Annotated in this window: 19 protein-coding genes; 14 read left to right on the forward strand and 5 right to left on the reverse strand. The window is 68.6% G+C overall.

The features are described 5' to 3' along the window. Both ACI2LP_RS12275 and ACI2LP_RS12280 read left to right on the forward strand, forming a co-directional pair. On the forward strand, window positions 1–206 hold a 206-nt coding region (locus ACI2LP_RS12275), incomplete at its 5' end, for a DUF1416 domain-containing protein (protein WP_404724459.1). Between the two features lie 139 nt (window positions 207–345). Beyond that, window positions 346–606 carry a DUF3099 domain-containing protein gene (locus ACI2LP_RS12280; RefSeq protein WP_404724460.1) on the forward strand — a complete coding sequence of 87 codons (261 nt, stop codon included), beginning with the start codon at window positions 346–348 and terminating at the stop codon, window positions 604–606. A gap of 23 nt (window positions 607–629) precedes the next feature. On the opposite strand, the gene ACI2LP_RS12285 is transcribed toward ACI2LP_RS12280, so the two are convergent. Further along, window positions 630–992, reverse strand: a complete 363-nt coding sequence (locus ACI2LP_RS12285) for a DsrE family protein (protein ID WP_404724461.1) — start codon at window positions 990–992, stop codon at window positions 630–632. Between the two features lie 376 nt (window positions 993–1,368). Between ACI2LP_RS12285 and ACI2LP_RS12290 the strand changes: the two genes are divergently transcribed. The 4 genes from ACI2LP_RS12290 to ACI2LP_RS12305 all read left to right on the forward strand — a co-directional run bounded on the left by ACI2LP_RS12290 (window position 1,369) and on the right by ACI2LP_RS12305 (window position 3,880). Further along, a complete protein-coding gene (locus tag ACI2LP_RS12290; RefSeq protein ID WP_404724945.1) occupies window positions 1,369–1,758 on the forward strand; it encodes a hypothetical protein in 390 nt (129 codons plus the stop codon). 36 nt (window positions 1,759–1,794) lie between these two features. Continuing rightward, window positions 1,795–2,367: an FABP family protein gene (locus ACI2LP_RS12295; protein ID WP_404724462.1), complete on the forward strand. Its 573-nt coding sequence runs from the start codon at window positions 1,795–1,797 to the stop codon at window positions 2,365–2,367. An 84-nt stretch (window positions 2,368–2,451) separates the two neighbouring features. Further along, the gene (locus tag ACI2LP_RS12300; protein WP_404724463.1) at window positions 2,452–2,889 is read left to right on the forward strand and encodes a Fur family transcriptional regulator; all 438 of its coding nucleotides are present in this window, start codon (window positions 2,452–2,454) and stop codon (window positions 2,887–2,889) included. Between the two features lie 10 nt (window positions 2,890–2,899). Beyond that, a complete protein-coding gene (locus ACI2LP_RS12305) occupies window positions 2,900–3,880 on the forward strand; it encodes a YgfZ/GcvT domain-containing protein (protein WP_404724464.1) in 981 nt (326 codons plus the stop codon). Window positions 3,881–3,926: 46 nt separating this feature from the next. Here ACI2LP_RS12305 and dtd read toward each other — a convergent pair whose 3' ends face one another. Then, a complete protein-coding gene (dtd, locus tag ACI2LP_RS12310) occupies window positions 3,927–4,352 on the reverse strand; it encodes a D-aminoacyl-tRNA deacylase (protein ID WP_404724465.1) in 426 nt (141 codons plus the stop codon). Between the two features lie 148 nt (window positions 4,353–4,500). Between dtd and ACI2LP_RS12315 the strand changes: the two genes are divergently transcribed. Both ACI2LP_RS12315 and ACI2LP_RS12320 read left to right on the forward strand, forming a co-directional pair. Continuing rightward, window positions 4,501–5,220, forward strand: coding sequence for a hypothetical protein (locus ACI2LP_RS12315; RefSeq protein ID WP_404724466.1), 720 nt, complete (start codon window positions 4,501–4,503; stop codon window positions 5,218–5,220). A gap of 72 nt (window positions 5,221–5,292) precedes the next feature. Beyond that, window positions 5,293–6,537 (forward strand): GNAT family N-acetyltransferase, encoded by a 1,245-nt coding sequence (locus tag ACI2LP_RS12320; protein WP_404724467.1) that lies wholly within the window; start codon window positions 5,293–5,295, stop codon window positions 6,535–6,537. 38 nt (window positions 6,538–6,575) lie between these two features. Here the strand turns inward: ACI2LP_RS12320 and ACI2LP_RS12325 are convergent, their stop codons facing one another. After that, window positions 6,576–6,743: a hypothetical protein gene (locus tag ACI2LP_RS12325; RefSeq protein WP_404724468.1), complete on the reverse strand. Its 168-nt coding sequence runs from the start codon at window positions 6,741–6,743 to the stop codon at window positions 6,576–6,578. Window positions 6,744–6,962: 219 nt separating this feature from the next. Here ACI2LP_RS12325 and ACI2LP_RS12330 point away from each other — a divergent pair, with 219 nt between their 5' ends. From ACI2LP_RS12330 to ACI2LP_RS12345, 4 genes are all read left to right on the forward strand, one after another. Continuing rightward, window positions 6,963–7,850: a winged helix-turn-helix domain-containing protein gene (locus tag ACI2LP_RS12330; protein ID WP_404724469.1), complete on the forward strand. Its 888-nt coding sequence runs from the start codon at window positions 6,963–6,965 to the stop codon at window positions 7,848–7,850. A gap of 153 nt (window positions 7,851–8,003) precedes the next feature. After that, a complete protein-coding gene (locus ACI2LP_RS12335; RefSeq protein ID WP_404724470.1) occupies window positions 8,004–8,726 on the forward strand; it encodes an HAD family hydrolase in 723 nt (240 codons plus the stop codon). Window positions 8,727–8,981: 255 nt separating this feature from the next. After that, complete coding sequence (locus ACI2LP_RS12340) at window positions 8,982–9,794, forward strand: GntR family transcriptional regulator (protein WP_404724471.1); 813 nt, start codon at window positions 8,982–8,984, stop codon at window positions 9,792–9,794. 91 nt (window positions 9,795–9,885) lie between these two features. After that, a complete protein-coding gene (locus ACI2LP_RS12345; RefSeq protein WP_404724472.1) occupies window positions 9,886–10,983 on the forward strand; it encodes a phosphotransferase in 1,098 nt (365 codons plus the stop codon). A gap of 78 nt (window positions 10,984–11,061) precedes the next feature. Here the strand turns inward: ACI2LP_RS12345 and ACI2LP_RS12350 are convergent, their stop codons facing one another. After that, entirely contained in the window at window positions 11,062–11,568 is a 507-nt protein-coding gene (locus tag ACI2LP_RS12350) for a DinB family protein (protein WP_404724473.1), read from the reverse strand. 60 nt (window positions 11,569–11,628) lie between these two features. Continuing rightward, complete coding sequence (locus ACI2LP_RS12355; protein WP_404724474.1) at window positions 11,629–12,636, reverse strand: helix-turn-helix transcriptional regulator; 1,008 nt, start codon at window positions 12,634–12,636, stop codon at window positions 11,629–11,631. Window positions 12,637–12,724: 88 nt separating this feature from the next. Here ACI2LP_RS12355 and ACI2LP_RS12360 point away from each other — a divergent pair, with 88 nt between their 5' ends. Both ACI2LP_RS12360 and ACI2LP_RS12365 read left to right on the forward strand, forming a co-directional pair. Further along, entirely contained in the window at window positions 12,725–13,588 is an 864-nt protein-coding gene (locus ACI2LP_RS12360; RefSeq protein ID WP_404724475.1) for an NAD(P)H-binding protein, read from the forward strand. Window positions 13,589–13,897: 309 nt separating this feature from the next. Then, window positions 13,898–16,255: a putative bifunctional diguanylate cyclase/phosphodiesterase gene (locus ACI2LP_RS12365; protein ID WP_404724476.1), complete on the forward strand. Its 2,358-nt coding sequence runs from the start codon at window positions 13,898–13,900 to the stop codon at window positions 16,253–16,255. Window positions 16,256–16,280: the final 25 nt, after the last annotated feature.

A 16,280-nucleotide genomic window follows, 5' to 3' on the forward strand; every position in this document is an offset into this window, starting at 1 on the left:
ACGGCGAGCCCGTCACCGGCTACGTCCGCCTGCTGGACTCGACCGGCGAGTTCACCGCCGAGGTCCCGACCTCGGCGACCGGACAGTTCCGCTTCTACGCGGCCGAGGGCACGTGGACGGTGCGCGCCCTCGTCCCGGGCGCCACGGCGGACCGTACGGTCGTCGCGCAGACCGGTGGCCTCGCCGAGGTCGCCATTGCCGTCTGACGGCACTGAATACCGGCCGAAGGGCCGCACCCCAGGGGGTTGGACGCTTCCTGAAGCGGGGTGCGGCCCTTCGGTCGCTCGCGTTCCCGGCGGCCTGCGCTCGCGTTCCCGCGCGCCTTCCCGGTCGTACGCTGAAGGTATGTACGCGCGGCGCCGTCACGCCTACTTCCTGCTGATGGGCGGATGCCTGGTCCTGTTCGTGTCCGCCTGGGCATTCGTACGCCTGTGGTCGGTCCCCGCCGCCGTCGTCATGTGCGTCGTCGCGATGGTGATCCCGCCGGTTGCCGCGATGGTCGCCAATGCGCGCGGGCCCGAGGACCGCTGGTGGGACGATCCGTCGGGCGACCCGAAGTCCGACGAGTGGTGGGACGAGCTCGACGGCAAGAAGAAGCCTCAGTAAGTGTCAGTGAGCTCCGGTAAGCGTTAGTAGACGAGCGCCTGGACACCGTCCGGCATGACCTCGCTCACGAAGACCTGCGCCCCCGCGATCCGTACGCCGTCGAGCACATCCTTCTCCGTGATGTCCCGCCGCGCCGCGCACTGCGTGCAGAGCGTGATCTGCCCGGCCGCCAGGATCGAGTCGATCAGATCGGGCAGCGGCGCGGCATGCGGCAGTTCGAACGCGGCCGCGCGGCCCGGCAGCGCGAACCACGCGGACTCGCCGGTCAGCCAGAGGGACACCTCCACACCGCTGGCGACGGCGACGGCCGCCACCGTGAAGGCCTGCGAGCAGCGCTCGGGCGCATCGGCACCGGCAGTTACCTTGATCACGAGCTTCTTCGACATGCCCGAACTTTAATCCCGGGCCGCACAACCGCGTCCTCCCGTCGGTGGTCTGTGCTGTGCACAGGTAACGAAGTCTGTGCCTCATGTCCCGTGGGGGGGACCTTCGTCCCCGGCCTCAGCACCAGGGGCGACGGCCGCTGGGTCTATCCGAAGCTGACGATGCCGGTGCTTCCGGCGGGTGCCGAGCTGCCGTTCGACAAGGCCAACACCGGCCAGATCCACTACGCGAGCCAGAGCGCGCTGCTGCTTCCGGCGCCCGAGGGCGCGAAGGTTGCCCCCGCGGCGGGCGGCGGCAAGAACCTGGTGTCGGCGGACCGTTTCCTCGCGCAGTACCCCGAGGAGGACCGGGCCGACCTGAAGGAGGACCTCACCGACGGTGGTCTGCTGGACATCGCAGTCCGCACCCCGCGGCCCCCTTCACGTCCGGCACGCGTACATCACGGCGGGCGACACGATCGCGCTGATCGTCCAGTCGAAGAAGGGCACGGCCGCCGCCGTCCCCTTCCACCAGACCGTCGTCCTGCAGAACCAGCTCCTCGGCTGGAGCGCCGGCGCGGCCGAGCGCCGGCCCGCTTGCCGCACCTCACGGAGAGCGCCGGGCGCCCACCCATTAGGCTGGGCCCCGGCCCTTTACCGCCCACACTGCTCATCCGAGGAGCACCCCGTGCTTGAGGCATTCTTCGAAGCCCTGCTGGTCCTGGTCTGCGTCGGCGTCGCCGCCTTCGCGGGTCTGACCGTGAAGAAGCTGTACCAGGGTCAGCGCTAGTCACACTCGTATCTCTACAGATCGCCAGAGCTGCTCATGATCGAGATTCCGTCCGACCTGAACCCGGGCCTCGTCCCGCTCGCCTTTCTCCTGGGTACCTGGGAGGGCGTAGGCGTGTCCGACTTCCCCGGCGCCGAGAAGTGCAACTTCGGCCAGTCCGCCACCTTCAGCCACGACGGCCGGGACTTCATCGAATACGTCTCGCACTCCTGGGTCCTCGACGCCGAGGGCAACAAGGTCAGGCCGCTGGAGTCCGAGTCCGGCTACTGGCGTATCGACTCCGAGCGCAAGCTCGAGATCGTCATGACGCGTGACCAGGGCATCGTCGAGGTCTGGTACGGCGAGCTCGCCGAGAAGAAGCCGCAGATCGACCTGGCGACGGACGCGGTCGCGCGCACCAGTGCCTCGGCCCCGTACAGCGGTGGCAAGCGGCTCTACGGCTATGTGAAGGGCGACCTGATGTGGGTGGGCGAGAAGGCCACCCCGGAGGTCCCGCTGCGGCCGTACATGTCGGCGCATCTGAAGAAGGTCGTAAGCCCCGAGCAGGTCGAGGCGTGGGCCAAGGACCTCGGTGACCTCCCGGACGACGGCATCGCCTTCTTCAAGTAGTTCCGCGGGGGCCGCTCAGGGGCCTTGGGGGCTGTGCCGCTTGATTTTCAGCCCCTACGGAGACCGCCTGCCTACACTGGGGGCGTGGTGAGCACCGACTGGAAGAGCGATCTGCGGCAGCGCGGCTACCGGCTGACTCCGCAGCGCCAGCTTGTCCTCGAGGCCGTCGACACTCTTGAGCACGCGACACCCGACGACATCCTCTCCGAGGTCCGCAGGACCGCGTCCGGTGTGAACATCTCCACCGTGTACCGCACCCTGGAGCTCCTCGAAGAGCTCGGCCTGGTCTCCCACGCCCACCTCGGCCACGGCGCCCCCACCTACCACCTCGCGGACCGTCACCATCACATCCACCTGGTCTGCCGGGACTGTACGAATGTGATCGAGGCGGACGTCGAGGTCGCCGCCGACTTCACCGCCAAGCTGCGCGAGACCTTCGGCTTCGAGACGGACATGAAGCACTTCGCGATCTTCGGCCGCTGCAAGAAGTGCACGGCCGAGGCGTCAACCACCGAGTCGTAGGCTTACCCCCATGCAGCGACACTCAACGACCAGCCCTCTGTTGTCCCTGCCCGGTGCCGTGGCCGCCGAAGGCACCGACGAAGGCGTCGCCGCGCACTACGGCGATCTGTTCCGTGAACAGCGCGCCCTCGCGAACGGCACCGGCCTCGTCGACCTCTCGCACCGCGGCGTCGTCACCGTCACCGGCGACGACCGGCTGAGCTGGCTGCATCTGCTGCTCACCCAGCATGTGAGCGAGCTCCCGGCGGGCCAGGCCACCGAGGCGCTGATCCTCTCCGCGCACGGCCACATCGAGCACGCCCTCTATCTCGTCGACGACGGCGAGACGGTCTGGGCGCATGTCGAGCCGGGCACGCAGGAGGCGCTGATCGGCTATCTGGAGTCGATGAAGTTCTTCTACCGGGTGGAAGTGGCCGACCGCACCGAGGAGTTCGCGGTGGTGCATCTGCCCGCCGGCTCCATCGCCCAGGCGCCGGACGGCGTTGTCGTACGGGAGACCGCGCACGGCCGCGATCTGTTCCTGCCGCGCGCCGACCTCGAGTCGTACGCCGCCGCGAACGGCCCGGCCGCCGGGATCCTCGCGTACGAGGCACTGCGCATCGAGTCCCACCGCCCTCGCGTCGGCTTCGAGACCGACCACCGCACCATCCCGCACGAGCTGGGCTGGATCGGCTCCGCGGTCCATCTGGAGAAGGGCTGCTACCGCGGTCAGGAGACCGTCGCGCGCGTCCACAACCTGGGGAAGCCGCCGCGCAGGCTGGTCTTTCTGCACCTGGACGGCAGCGAGGTGCATCTGCCCGGCCACGGCACGCCGATCCGGCTTGCGGCGGAGGGTGCGGAGGGCCGACAGCTGGGCTTTGTGACCACGTCCGCGCGCCACCACGAACTCGGCCCGATCGCGCTGGCGCTGGTCAAGCGGAACGTGCCGCTGGACGCGGAGCTGCTGGCGGGGGACACGGCGGCGGCGCAGGAGCTGGTCGTCGAGCCCTGATCAATACGGCTGGTCAGTACGGCTCGCACCGCCGGACAGGGCCTGGCTAGACCTCGATCAGGACGGTGAACGGGCCGTCGTTGGTGAGCGAGACCCGCATCTGCGCACCGAACCGGCCCGTCTCCACCGTCGCGCCCAGCGCCCGCAGCTGCGCCACCACCTCGTCGACCAGTGGCTCTGCCACATCGCCGGGTGCCGCCGCGTTCCAGGTGGGCCGGCGGCCCTTACGGGCGTCCCCATAGAGAGTGAACTGCGAAATCACCAACAAGGGCGCGTTCACGTCCGAGCAGGACTTCTCCCCCTCCAGGATCCGCACCGACCAGAGCTTGCGGGCCAGCTGCGCCGCCTTCTCCCGCGTGTCCTCGTGGGTGACTCCCACCAGCACACACAGCCCTTCGCCGACGATTTCGCCGACTGTCCCGCCCGCCACGACGACGCTCGCGCCGTCGACCCTCTGCACCACTGCACGCATACAGACCAACCTATCTGGGGCTGAACGGGTGCAGAGCACCTGCGTCAGGACCTTCTGGGGTGGCACGATGCACCAAGGCGGTGCTTCCCCTCGGCCCTTCGGGCCCAGGGAGACCCGATGCACCGGTCGAGGGGACGGACAGAAGCACATGAGCACACCTGGCGCCGGGCAGTCGCCCGGCCCCGTATCGATTCCGACGTCGGCGATTCCTGCGTCGGTTCCCGGGTCGGTTCCCGCGTACCCGGTACCGGCGGCGGCCTGTGCCGCGCTGCCGCCCCAGCAGCGCACCGCGGGCCCGCTGCCGGAGCCCGCGCAGCACGACCTTCCTGCGCTGCGGCTGCCGGAGCTGCGCACCCTGCGCCGCGACTCGCAGCGTGACGAGGCGGATCTCAGCTATGTACGACGGCTGCTGCAGGGGCGGATCGACATCCTGCGGGCGGAGCTGGCGCGGCGTACGCCCCCAGGGGCGCCGGCCTTCGGCCGCCCGGACGGCCCGGAGAGCAGGGACGGCTCGCACCGCCTCGTTCATGCGGATCGTGCCGGGACCGCAGTGGTGGCCCGTCTTTCGGAGATTCTCGCCGACGCCCCCTCGCGGCACCGCTCGTCCGCCCGCCATGTGACGCTGTCCACGCCGCACAGCGAGGAGTACCGGCGGGTGGTCGCCGACATGCTCGCCGAGGTCGAGCTCTCGGACCTCGACGCCCGCACGGACGAGGAGCTGAACGCAGCGATGGGGCGGCTGATCCGCTACGAGCAGCAGGTCTCGCGCCGCCGCCAGCTGCTGCAGCGCACGGCGGACGACTGCAGTGGGGAGATCGCCCGCAGGTACCGCGATGGAGAAGCGCAGGTGGACGACCTGCTCACCTGAACCGAATGAGCCGTGGAGCGCCCACGGAAACTCGGATGCGGGCCGGTCGGCGCACGGCCTAGCGTGAGGCGCATGAGCGTCGAAACCCGCATCATCACCGAGTCCGAGTTCCCCGACTGGCTGCGAGCCGTGTGGACGGGATTTCTGCGGCCGCCGGTGATCTCGGACGAGGAGATCGCCGCGCGCTGGGCGAACAACGACCCGGCGCGGGTGCGTGGCGCGTTCGACGACGGCCGCTGTGTGGCGACGTACCGCTCCTTCGCCCAACAGCTCACGGTGGTGGGCGGCGCGGTGCTCGACTCGGATGCCGTCACCAATGTGTCGGTCTCGCCGACGCACCGCCGCCGCGGCCTGCTCAGCCGGATGATGAGCGAGAACCTGGCGGTGGCGAAGGAGCGCGGCGACGTCGTGTCCACGCTGATCGCCGCCGAGTACCCGATCTACGGGCGGTACGGCTACGGCCCCGCCGCCTGGACCACCGAGTGGGCGATCGACGTCCCGCGCACCGGCCTCGACCCCCGCTGGTCGGGCCCGCGCGACGGCGGCCGTATCGACCTGGTGGACGGCGAGGACATCCGCAAGATCGGCCCGGAACTGCATGCGCGGCTCGCGGCCCGGCAGCCGGGAGTGGTGAGCCGCAACGAGCGCTGGTGGCAGCTCAACACGGGCCAGGTGCAACTGCCCAGCCAGCCCTGGACGGAGCCGTTCTACGCGGTCTACCGCTCGCCGTCCGGAGAGGTCGAGGGCCTGCTCGCCTATGTGGCGGACGACAAGTGGGGCGATGCCAAGCAGCCGCTGAACACGGCGAGTGTCCGCGACCTGCTCGCCCTGACCCCGGCGGCGGAGCGGGCGCTGTGGCACTACGTCTGCTCGGTCGACTGGATAACCACGGTCAAGTCGGGCTACCGGGCACCGGACGACCTGCTGCCGCTGCTGCTGCCGGATCCGCGCGCGGCGCGGATTCTGACGCAGGCGGACTTTCTGTGGCTGCGGATCCTGGATGTCGTACGGGCGCTGGAGGCGCGTACGTACGGGACCTCGGGAAGCCTGGTCCTGGACATCCACGACGCGGGTGGCCTCGCGGGCGGCCGCTTCTGCCTGGACGCCTCACCCCAGGGCGCGACCTGCGTCCCGTCGAAGCAGTCGCCCGATCTGACGCTGGACGTAAGGGAGTTGGGCGCGCTGTACCTGGGCGACGAGTCGGCGGTGCGGCTGGCTGCGCTGGGCCTGGTGGACGAGGGAACGGCGGGGGCGGCGGGGGTGGCGGACGCGCTGCTGCGGACTTCGCGGCGGCCGTGGTGCCCGGACATCTTCTGACGTCTTTCCGATGCCCGGGCGGACGGGCGGGCCGCCGCTCAGGAACCGGCGGTCATGGCCGGCGCGACCAGCAGGACGCCACCGATGCTTGCGCAGGTGGGGTTCTCGGCCTTCACCCCGATGGTGAGGAGGGTGAGTCCCAGCGCGGCCATGAAGCCGAGACGCCATTGCACGTACTGCTCGAGAACAAGGGTGATCAAGGGCACGGCGATCCCTCCTCAGTAGAGCGGCACAGAAAGGTGCGGACAGATCCGCGTGCGGCACCCGTACGACGGTGGACGGGCGAGCAGGGGGTGCGCGATAACGCTTCAGCAGGTTGGTCAAGTTGGTCGCCAACTTCAATAAAGTTGTCCCCACTTGGTTGCGATTCATAAACAACTTCCTGAGAACTCCCGCTAGTTAGCAAGAAGTTGTAGCGTTCTGCTGTGACCCACGATCAGGCTGCAGTGAACGGCATCAGGAAGCAGCCCTCACCCGCCGAGGTGGCAGACATCCTGACCGAGCGCATCCGCACCGGCCGTCTGAGGGCAGGTGACCGGATGCCGACGCAGGAGAGCCTGGCCGATGAGTTCGGCGTGGAGCGGGCGGCGATCCGCCAGGCGCTCCAGCTCCTTGAAGACGCCGGCCTGCTGGCCGGCAGGACCAGGGGAGCCCCGGCGCGCATCGCACTTCCGCCCGAGGCGGACCCGTCCGTGGAGGAGCCTCAGCAGACGGCCGCGGGACTCGGGCCTCGCATCATGGAGGCTTTCGAGGCACCCCATGTCCGTATAGACGCGATCTGCTTGACCGCGGAGTCTCTCAACATGGCACTCGCCGAGCCGCTCCAGCTCATCCGCACGGGGCAGATCACCCCGGAAACAGTGAAGGTCCGGCTCTTGCTGCCTTCGCGCAATCTGGAGCTGGCCTTTCCCCGCCCGGTCGAGAAGTCCGGTGACGAGAGGCTGGTGCACGAACACTGGCTGTCGCTGCGCAACAGTCACGGCCAGGTACTGCGGTCCAGCCTCCGGGCCTTGCGCAGCACGCGCGGCATCGATGTCGAGGTGACGCTGAAGGCCCTGCCGTTCACCCCGCCCGTGAAGCTCTATCTGCTGAACGGCTCCGAGGCGCTGTTCGCGTACTACACGGTCAAGAGGCGGGAGGAGCAGATCGACGACACGCCTACCGAAATCTATGACGCGCTCGGCAGCGACTCGATGCTCTTCCCCTTCGAGCGGGGCGGGGGAGCAAGGGACGAGGCATTTGTGACGCAGTCGCAGGCGTGGTTCGACGGCTTGTGGGGCACCATCGCCACAGAGATCACCCTCGGGAGCTGATCGGTCAGTGGTGCCGTAGCTGCCGGGCCCGGGGAACGCCACCCCTGAGCATGGCCGCACCGCCCCAACAGAGCAGCCGACCCTCGCCATTGAGGGCAAGATGAGGGGCGAAGGCATCGGCCATTTGTTCTCTGCCCCGATGGACGGAGCGACGTGACGCATCCGCACGCGACCGAACTGCGCGACCTCCTTGCCGCCACCAAGTGCGTGCTTTTCGACTTCGACGGCCCGGTCTGCCGGCTGTTCGACGGGCACCCCGCCGCGGCGGTGGCTGCCGGTCTCAGAGCCTGGATCGCGCGACATGCCGCCTATGACATTCCTGTGCCCAACGGCTCTGTCGACGATCCCCATGCCGTCCTGATCGAGGCCGGCCAAACATATCCGGACAGTGAACTCGTTGCGCAGCTGGAGCAGTTGCTCACTGACGAGGAGCTTCGGGCGACGTCGACGGCGCGACCGACCGAGGGCGCCGACCGGCTGATAGGCCGACTCGGCACGGCCGGTTTCCGCCTGGCCATTACGACGAACAACTCCCCGAGCGCGGCGCGGCGGTATCTCGAACGTGAGGGGCTCGCGGAGTTCTTCGGTGACCACATCCACGGCCGTACGCCCGATCCCCGACTCCTCAAGCCGGATCCGCACTGCCTGAGGCGGGCTCTGGAGACCACCGGTTCGACCGCGGTGGAGTCGCTCATGATCGGGGATTCCCCTGCGGACTATCTGGCCGCCAATCAGCTCGGGGTTCCGTTTCTTGGTTACGCGCGTAACGAAGCGAAGCGCCGGCGCCTGGTGAATGAAGGGGTGGCGTCGTCGATGTGCGTCTCCTCCCTCGAGTCGCTGCTCGATGTCCTTGAGCCGGGTCTCTCGGTGGAGTGAGGGTGAGGTGTTTCGCATGACTTGTCCTCCCGTGCACTGTTTCCCTGTGGCCGAAGCTACGCCCACCCTCTGCGGTCTTGGCAGTCCTCAAGTTCCTGATACATGGCTTTTCAAGTGACCTGTCTTCGTCCGAAGTTGACTGCATCGACAGGGCAACTGACGCATGATGGACGACTGTTGTAGCTTTCTTGAATGGGTGTGAGGGAACGCCACGGGGAGCAGGACGGCGTTTCCCGCCAGCCCCGGTACTTGCGCGTGGCCGAGGATCTCCGTGGGAGAATTGGCAACGAGTACAAGGTGGACCAGCCGATTCCCACGCAACAGGCGCTGATGGCGCGCTACGGCGTATCGCGGGTCACCGCTCAACGTGCCATGGAGACCCTGCGCTCCTGGGGGCTGATCGACGAGGGCGGCCGTGGCAGGCGCTCGCGCGTCATCGTCATGAATATGGCTCCTCCGACACTGGCTGAGCGGGTCGCAGTCGCATTCACGGCCCCGCATGTGTCACTTGATGTCTGGTCCCTGACTACCGAGAAGCTGAGCAAGGTCGTCGCTCAGCAGGTGGAGCTCATCGAGCGGGGGGAGGCCCGGGCACCCGAGTCGATCAAGGCCCGAATCCTGTTGCCGAGTCTCGATGTGGACTATCCGGTGCCGTGGTTGATCGGCGATCGCGCGGATCCGCGTCCCTTGAGGAGACTCCGGAGTCTGATCAAGACATTCGCGCGGCAACTGGAGCACTCGCTGCTCGTTGCGGGGGAGTACCAGCGGGAGGCCAGTGTGCGAGTGGAAATACGCTGCGTGCGGGCACTACCGCTGCAGAAGTGCTACATCCTCAACGGATCGGAGGCGCTGACCAGCCTCTATCGCGTCAGAAAGGAGCAGGTGCGGGAGCGCGCGGACAGTGCACCCATGTCGATCTTCGACCTGCGAAGCGGTTCCGAAGTCTTCATGTGGGTGCCGTCGGCCGACGGCGGCAGCGAGCGCGAGGGCGCCTACTTCGAGGAACTGCGACTGCTGTTCGAGTCATGCTGGTCGGATGTTGCCGAGCCTATGGATTTGGGCGAGTGACATCGTCGTAAAGCTTCACCCTCCGCACCGGCAGGAGCGGTAACTTCCTCAGTCAGTTCTTGATCCGGGCAGACCACCGAGGGCACGCGAAATGACAGTCGAGGCGACATCCGAGGTTCGCCGGCGTGCAGCCGAGTTGAGCCGGGACGACCGGTTCGTGGAGGGGCCGCTCAAGGGCTACCACCATGAGACGTACGCCTTTCCGGTCCCGCAGGAGAACCCGCTGGCCCCTCGCTTCAAGCGCGGCAAACTGCGCTCGCCGCGCGAAGGGCTGCTCTGGTTCGACCGGCGGTACTTCGCCTCGGAGGATCGTCTGCTGATTGCCCTGCGCGGTCGGATCACACGTATTCCGGAGTGCCTCGAGATCGCGGAAGGCCTCTGTCTGCAGGGTTTTATCGAGGGGCGGACGCTCGGTAGCCGGTCACTTACCAACAGGCCGCTCGCCGCCCATCACGTCCATCAACTCGGCCGGCTCTTCGAGGAGCTCGTGGCAATCAAGCCCGATGAACTCGAGGCGGTGGAGCGGATCTGCGCAAGCGAGGACCGGCCGGTGGACGGGGACTCTTCCGCCTTCCTGCGGAGGTTGATCCACTTCACCGAGCATCAGGTGTACCGCAGCCTTGCCGACAGGTTCGGGACCCTCTTCAGTGAACTTGGTATCCGCGACAACGCGTTGGACGGGCTGAAGACGGCGTCGGCGGATCTTGTGGCACGTCCGTCCGCGCTCCTCCACGGCGATCTCCACCGGGAGAACTTCATCGTCGACTCCGCGGGCGACCTGTGGACCATCGACTGGGAGCTCGCCATGATCGGCGATCCGCTCTATGACCTCGCGACACACCTTCACCTGATGCGTTACTCGAAGATGGAGGAAGGCCGAATCGTCGATGTGTGGCGGGCGGCCGTGGAGAGCGCGCGGCCCGGCAGCTCCGAGGGGTTGGAGCGGGACCTCCCGGTGCTCGTCTCGTACAAGAGGGCGCAGTCCCTCTACACGGATGTCATCCGCACGGCTGTGGCACTGGCGCCCGGCTCCAAGCCGAACTGGCAGTTGCTGCCCCGAGCCGCGTGGCGGATCCATCACGTACTCAAGGCAGCCGCCGAGCCGCTGGACCTGCACGCAGTGCCGACGCCCTGGCAGATCGCGGCGGTCTACCAGCACTGGCTCCGCACCCAGCTCAGGTCGCCTTGACCCCGAACGGCACCCGCGACAACCCCATGCCTACCGAAACATGCATTTCGTTCACTCCCCACGACGCATGCTTGCGCTTCACGCCCCGACAGTCCCGTCGATCGCCTCACGGAGGAAGTCTGCGTGACCGTTGTGCCGGGCGTACTCGTGGATCATGTGCAGCATCACCAGCCGGAGCGAGACGTCCTCGCCCCATCTGGGCTGGTGGCCGGTCACATCGAGGGACTCCGCCTGTTCCTCGATGCGGCGCGCGTGCTCGACCTCGGCCTGCCAGGCTTCGAAGGCCTCCGCGCGCGTGGACTCGCTTGCGTCGTACGCGACTTGATAGTCGCCCTCGTCCGACCAGACGAGCGGGATGTCCTCCCCGTTGATCACCCGCCGGAACCAGGTGCGCTCCACCTCCGCCATGTGCCGCACCAGGCCGAGCAGGGAGAGCGTCGACGGCGGCATGGACTGCAGGCGCAGCTCCTCGTCGGACAGGCCTTCGGCCTTCATGGCGAGCGTGGCGCGGTGGAAGTCGAGGAAGGCACGCAGCGTCTCGCGCTCGCCTCCGGTCAGGGGCGGGCCTATTCGTTCGACGGTCACTGCGGATTCCCTCCGGCGGTCGGTCGGTCGGTTGGGCGGTCGTTTGGTTGGTTGGTCGGTTCAGGTGTCCTGGTCGGTCTGACGGTCCCATTGATACTCCGGTTCTTGATCGGCGGGGGACCGGTCGGGCCCATAGAGAGCGGCCAGTTCGGCGGCCAGTTGCGCCAGCCGTGCCCTCGCCTCCGGTGGGGACAGGATCTCGACACGTCCTCCAAGGCCCGCCAGCTGCGCGGCCACGATCTGCGGTGACGGGCCGTCGATCTCCACCTCCAGCCAGTCGGCGGCGAGCGGCCGGCCGATCCGCAGCCGCCCGCCGAACAGGCCCTGAAGGAGCGGCTCGGCGCTTCGCTCGGCCCGGGCCCGTACGGTCGCGGCAAGCAGGCGGTCCTCCATCCGCGCGGCGAGCGAACGCCAGGTGGTGGCGAGGTCGAAACCCTCGGGCCGTACGACGGGTTCGCCGGTCGCCTCGACCGAGGTGACGCGGCTGAGGCGGAAAGTCCGCAGGCCGTGCGCGGTGCCGGCGACGAGATAGCCGACGCCTGCCTTGGACGCGAGGCCGAGCGGATGAACCGTCCGCTCGCCCGCGGGCCTGCCGGGCCGTTCGTACCCGAGCCGGATCTGCGTGCCGTCGACCACGGCACGCTGGAGTGCTTCGAGGTGGGGCGTGGCGGCCGTGACGGGGGAGCGTGACCAGTCCGTGCCGTCGGTGACGCGGGCTCGCGATGCGGCCTCGGCCTCGGACCGGAACGTCGCCGGCAGGGCCTTCACCAGCTTGCGCAGTGCCGTCCGCAGCTCCGGGCCGGCCGATGCGGGGCCCGCGACGAGGAACAGTGCCCGGATCTCGCCGGCGGTCAGCCCGGTGAGATCGGTCCTGGCCCCGCCGACCAACGACCAGCCGCCGCCGCGGCCGCGCTGCGAGTAGACGGGGATGCCGGCAGTGGCCAGCGCCTCCAGGTCGCGTCGCGCCGTGCGTTGCGACACTTCGAGCTCGGCGGCCACCTCGCTCACGGTCACGCGTCCGCGGGATTGCAGGAACAGCAGGGTCGCCACCAGACGATCGGCTCTCATGGCGGATCATTCTCTCCCGGAAACTGGCCAGGAGATGGCCAGTTAAGTCTCCAGCATGGGGTCAGACACCTCGGAACGGGAGCTGACCATGATCGTAGTAACTGGAGCCACCGGAAACGTCGGACGGCCGCTCGTGCAGGCCCTTGCCGCCGCGGGCGAGCAGGTGACGGCGGTTTCCCGACGCCCTGCGGACGTACAGGCGCAAGCGGATGTACTGACGCCGGCGGGCGTACACCACCGGAAGGCCGACCTGGCCGATCCCGCGAGCCTCACCCCCTTCCTCGACGGAGCCGACGCGCTCTTCCTCCTCGTCGCCGCCGGCGGCGAGACCCTGAACCCGCACGACATCGTCGACGTCGCGAAGGCCGGCGGGGTCGGGCGGATCGTGCTGCTGTCCTCCCAGGGCGCCGGGACGCGACCCGACTCCCCTGCCCATGCCCACCTCCGGGCGTTCGAGGACGCCGTCCGGCAGTCCGGCCCGGACTGGACGGTTCTGCGGCCGGGCGGCTTCGACTCCAACGCCCTGTGGTGGGCGGAGCCGATCCGCTCGTACGGTTCGGTCGCTGCGCCGTTCGCCGACATCGGCCTGCCGACCGTCGACCCGGCGGACATCGCGGAGGTCGCGGCCGCCGTCCTGCGCGACGGCAGCCATGCGGGCCGTACGTACGAACTCACCGGCCCTGCGCCGATCTCGCCGAGGCAGCAGGTCGGGGCGATCGGGGACGCGTTGGGGACATCTGTACGGTTCGTCGAGCAGAGCCGCGAAGAGGCCAGGTCGCAGATGGTCCAGTTCATGCCGGAGCCTGTTGTGGACGGCACGCTCGCCATCCTGGGCGAACCGTCGGCCGCGGAGCAGCGGGTGAGCCCGGACGTGGAGCGGATCCTGGGGCGCGCGCCCAGGACCTTCGCCGAGTGGGCGGCACGCAATATCGCTGCCTTCGGTAAGGGGTGAAGGAGTATTCGGGTAAGGAGGGAGTGACGCCGGTGGCCGGGCCGGGCCACCGCCTCGTCACCCGCGAGGCGCTCCACGCTGCCGTCGCCGCATCCGCTGCCGTCGCCGCATCCGCCCCATCCAGGCGCTCCGGCGGCGGCAGCATGGCAGCGGTTGCGGCACCCGAGTCGATTTGCGATCTTCCGTGGTCCGGTCTTCGCTGGAAGTGACCGTCTGAGGCCCTGGAACGAACCGCTCACCCCTCTGTCTGCCCCAGGCCAGGCGCGCGGCACCCGCACGTCGCGCGTGCCGGTGCCGCATAGGAGGCTCATGGACGAGGTTCACGGCCAGGTAAGGGCCGGTCGTCAAGCCGCATGGTGGCTGTACCTTGCAGCGGGTGCGGCGGTGATCGTCGTCTATCTCCTCATCACCGCCGACGTTCGTCACCTGTTCTCCCCGCTGGTGTCTGCCTCGGCCACCGTCGCCATCGTGGTGGCGGTTTTCAGGAAGCGGCCGCGGCCGGCCGCTCCGTGGTATCTGTTCGCCGCGGGGATGGCTCTGTACACCGCGGCGGACTCGCTCTTCGGCATTTACCAGGTCGAGGGCACAGCGGTGCCCTTCCCCTCCCCGGCCGACGCGCTCTACCTGGCCGCCTACCCCTTTTTCACCGCGGGCCTGATCGCCCTGACAACGGTGCAGAACCGTGGCCTGGGCTGGGCGGGCCTGCTGGACGCGGGCATCATCACGTTGGGTGCCACCACGCTGGCCTGGGTCTTCATCATTGGCCCCTACCTGTTCAGCCAGCTGTCCGCGCTGCCGCTGACGGTCTCCTTGGCCTACACGCTGGTCGACCTGGTGCTGCTGTGCATGGCCGCCCGGCTGGTGCTCACCACCGGCACGCGCACCCCGTCCTTCCTGCTGATGACCGCCTGGTTGTGCGCCACGCTTGGCGCCGACGGCCTCTATTACTCCACCCTGGCCACGACTGGCGCCCCGATCGCACCGGAGGTGTCCTACGCCGTCTGGATGGCCTCCTACCTCTTCCTGGGCGCAGCCGCCCTGCACCCGTCGCTCGGCAGAACGCCACGGTTGGTGGAGGGGGGCCAGGCGGCCCTGTCCGGCCCTCGCCTCGTGCTTCTCATCCTGCTCGCCCTCATGGGGCCGGTACTGCTGATCGTCGACGCCGGTCATGTCCGCGACCGGCCCGCGCACGTAGGGATCATCTCCGCCATCGTTGGATGCCTGACCCTGCTGCTGGTCCTGCGGGTCACCCTCCTCGCCCGGTACGCCCAGGGCCAGGCCGCCCAGGCGCGCACGCGTACCCAAGCCCTGGAGAGGTCCCTGCGTGACCAGACGTCGCTGCAGAAACAGCTCAGCCATCAGGCGTTCCACGACCCGCTGACGGGCCTGGCCAACCGGGCACTGCTGGCCGAACGGCTGGAGCACGTCCTCAGCCGCCCTTCGGCAGTCGGCACCACGGGCCTGATTCTGATCGACCTCGACCGTTTCAAGGACATCAACGACAGCCTGGGCCACCCGGTCGGTGACGAAGTGCTGATCGCGGTCGCCCACCGGCTGCTGGGCGGGGTGCGTCAGCAGGACACCGTCGCCCGGCTGGGCGGGGACGAGTTCGCCGTACTCGTGGAAGACCTGCCGTCCGACGGCGTCCGCGACTACGCCCAGCGGCTTCTCGGCCGGTTCAAAGACCCCTTCGCGCTCTCGGGCGAGCGCTCCGTGTACGTGGCGGCCAGCATCGGCATCGTCGCGATAAGGGAGCTGATGCCACCCTCCGAAGCGCTGCGCGACGCGGATCTCGCCCTCTACGTCGCCAAGGACCAGGGCCGCAACCGTGCGGTCATGTTCGAACCGAGCATGAGCACCGCCCAGCAGGACCAGTCGCGCATCGCCCAGGATCTGCGCTACGCGCTCACCCGGAACGAACTCTCCGTCTACTACCAGCCCGTGGTCGAGATGGACACCGGCGAGACCACCGGGGTGGAGGCACTGCTCCGCTGGAGGCCGCGCGGCCGCGACCCGATCCAACCCGAGCAGTTCATCCCCATTGCCGAGGAGACCGACCTCATCCTCCCCATCGGTGCCTGGATACTGCGCGAGGCCTGCCTCCAGGGACGGCGTTGGCACGACCAGACTCCGGACCGACGGGCGCTGACCATCGCCGTCAACGTCTCCGGCCGTCAGCTCAAGGACCCCGACTTCCCCGAGACCGTCACCCGGACCCTGCTCGAGACCGGTTTCCCCGCCTCCTCACTGGTCGTGGAGATCACCGAGAACGTGCTCATCGCCGACGCCGAAACCACCACGGCCCACATCTCCTCCCTGCGCGGTCTCGGTGTCCGCATCTCCATCGACGACTTCGGCACCGGCTACTCGTCGCTCTCCTACCTGCGCAACCTGCCCGTCGACATCGTCAAGATCGACCAGAGCTTTGTGAACACCGCCGCCGCGAAGGACAACGGCATCATCCAGGCCATCCTGTACCTCAGCCGCGCCCTCGGCGTGGACACCGTCGCCGAAGGCATCGAAACCTCGGCGCAGGCCGACCGTCTCCGCACCCTCGGCTGCCCCCACGGCCAGGGCTTCTACTACGCGGAGCCCATGAGCGCACAGGCACTGGAGGAACACCTCGCCGCCCACCCCGTTCCGGAACTGCGTCACCCCACCGGGTAGGCACCCCACCGGGTAGGCGTGGCGG

Source organism: Streptomyces sp. NPDC019890 (genome assembly GCF_044903445.1).
Lineage (GTDB): Bacteria > Actinomycetota > Actinomycetes > Streptomycetales > Streptomycetaceae > Streptomyces.

Coding starts and splice junctions, on each gene's coding strand:
- ACI2LP_RS12345 (WP_404724472.1), top strand. CDS start 9,886: ATGACAGTCGAGGCGACATCCGAGGTTCGCCGGCGTGCAGCCGAGTTG.
- dtd (WP_404724465.1), bottom strand. CDS start 4,352: ATGCGTGCAGTGGTGCAGAGGGTCGACGGCGCGAGCGTCGTCGTGGCG.
- ACI2LP_RS12360 (WP_404724475.1), top strand. CDS start 12,725: ATGATCGTAGTAACTGGAGCCACCGGAAACGTCGGACGGCCGCTCGTG.
- ACI2LP_RS12280 (WP_404724460.1), top strand. CDS start 346: ATGTACGCGCGGCGCCGTCACGCCTACTTCCTGCTGATGGGCGGATGC.
- ACI2LP_RS12315 (WP_404724466.1), top strand. CDS start 4,501: ATGAGCACACCTGGCGCCGGGCAGTCGCCCGGCCCCGTATCGATTCCG.
- ACI2LP_RS12295 (WP_404724462.1), top strand. CDS start 1,795: ATGATCGAGATTCCGTCCGACCTGAACCCGGGCCTCGTCCCGCTCGCC.
- ACI2LP_RS12365 (WP_404724476.1), top strand. CDS start 13,898: ATGGACGAGGTTCACGGCCAGGTAAGGGCCGGTCGTCAAGCCGCATGG.
- ACI2LP_RS12320 (WP_404724467.1), top strand. CDS start 5,293: ATGAGCGTCGAAACCCGCATCATCACCGAGTCCGAGTTCCCCGACTGG.
- ACI2LP_RS12285 (WP_404724461.1), bottom strand. CDS start 992: ATGTCGAAGAAGCTCGTGATCAAGGTAACTGCCGGTGCCGATGCGCCC.
- ACI2LP_RS12355 (WP_404724474.1), bottom strand. CDS start 12,636: ATGAGAGCCGATCGTCTGGTGGCGACCCTGCTGTTCCTGCAATCCCGC.
- ACI2LP_RS12305 (WP_404724464.1), top strand. CDS start 2,900: ATGCAGCGACACTCAACGACCAGCCCTCTGTTGTCCCTGCCCGGTGCC.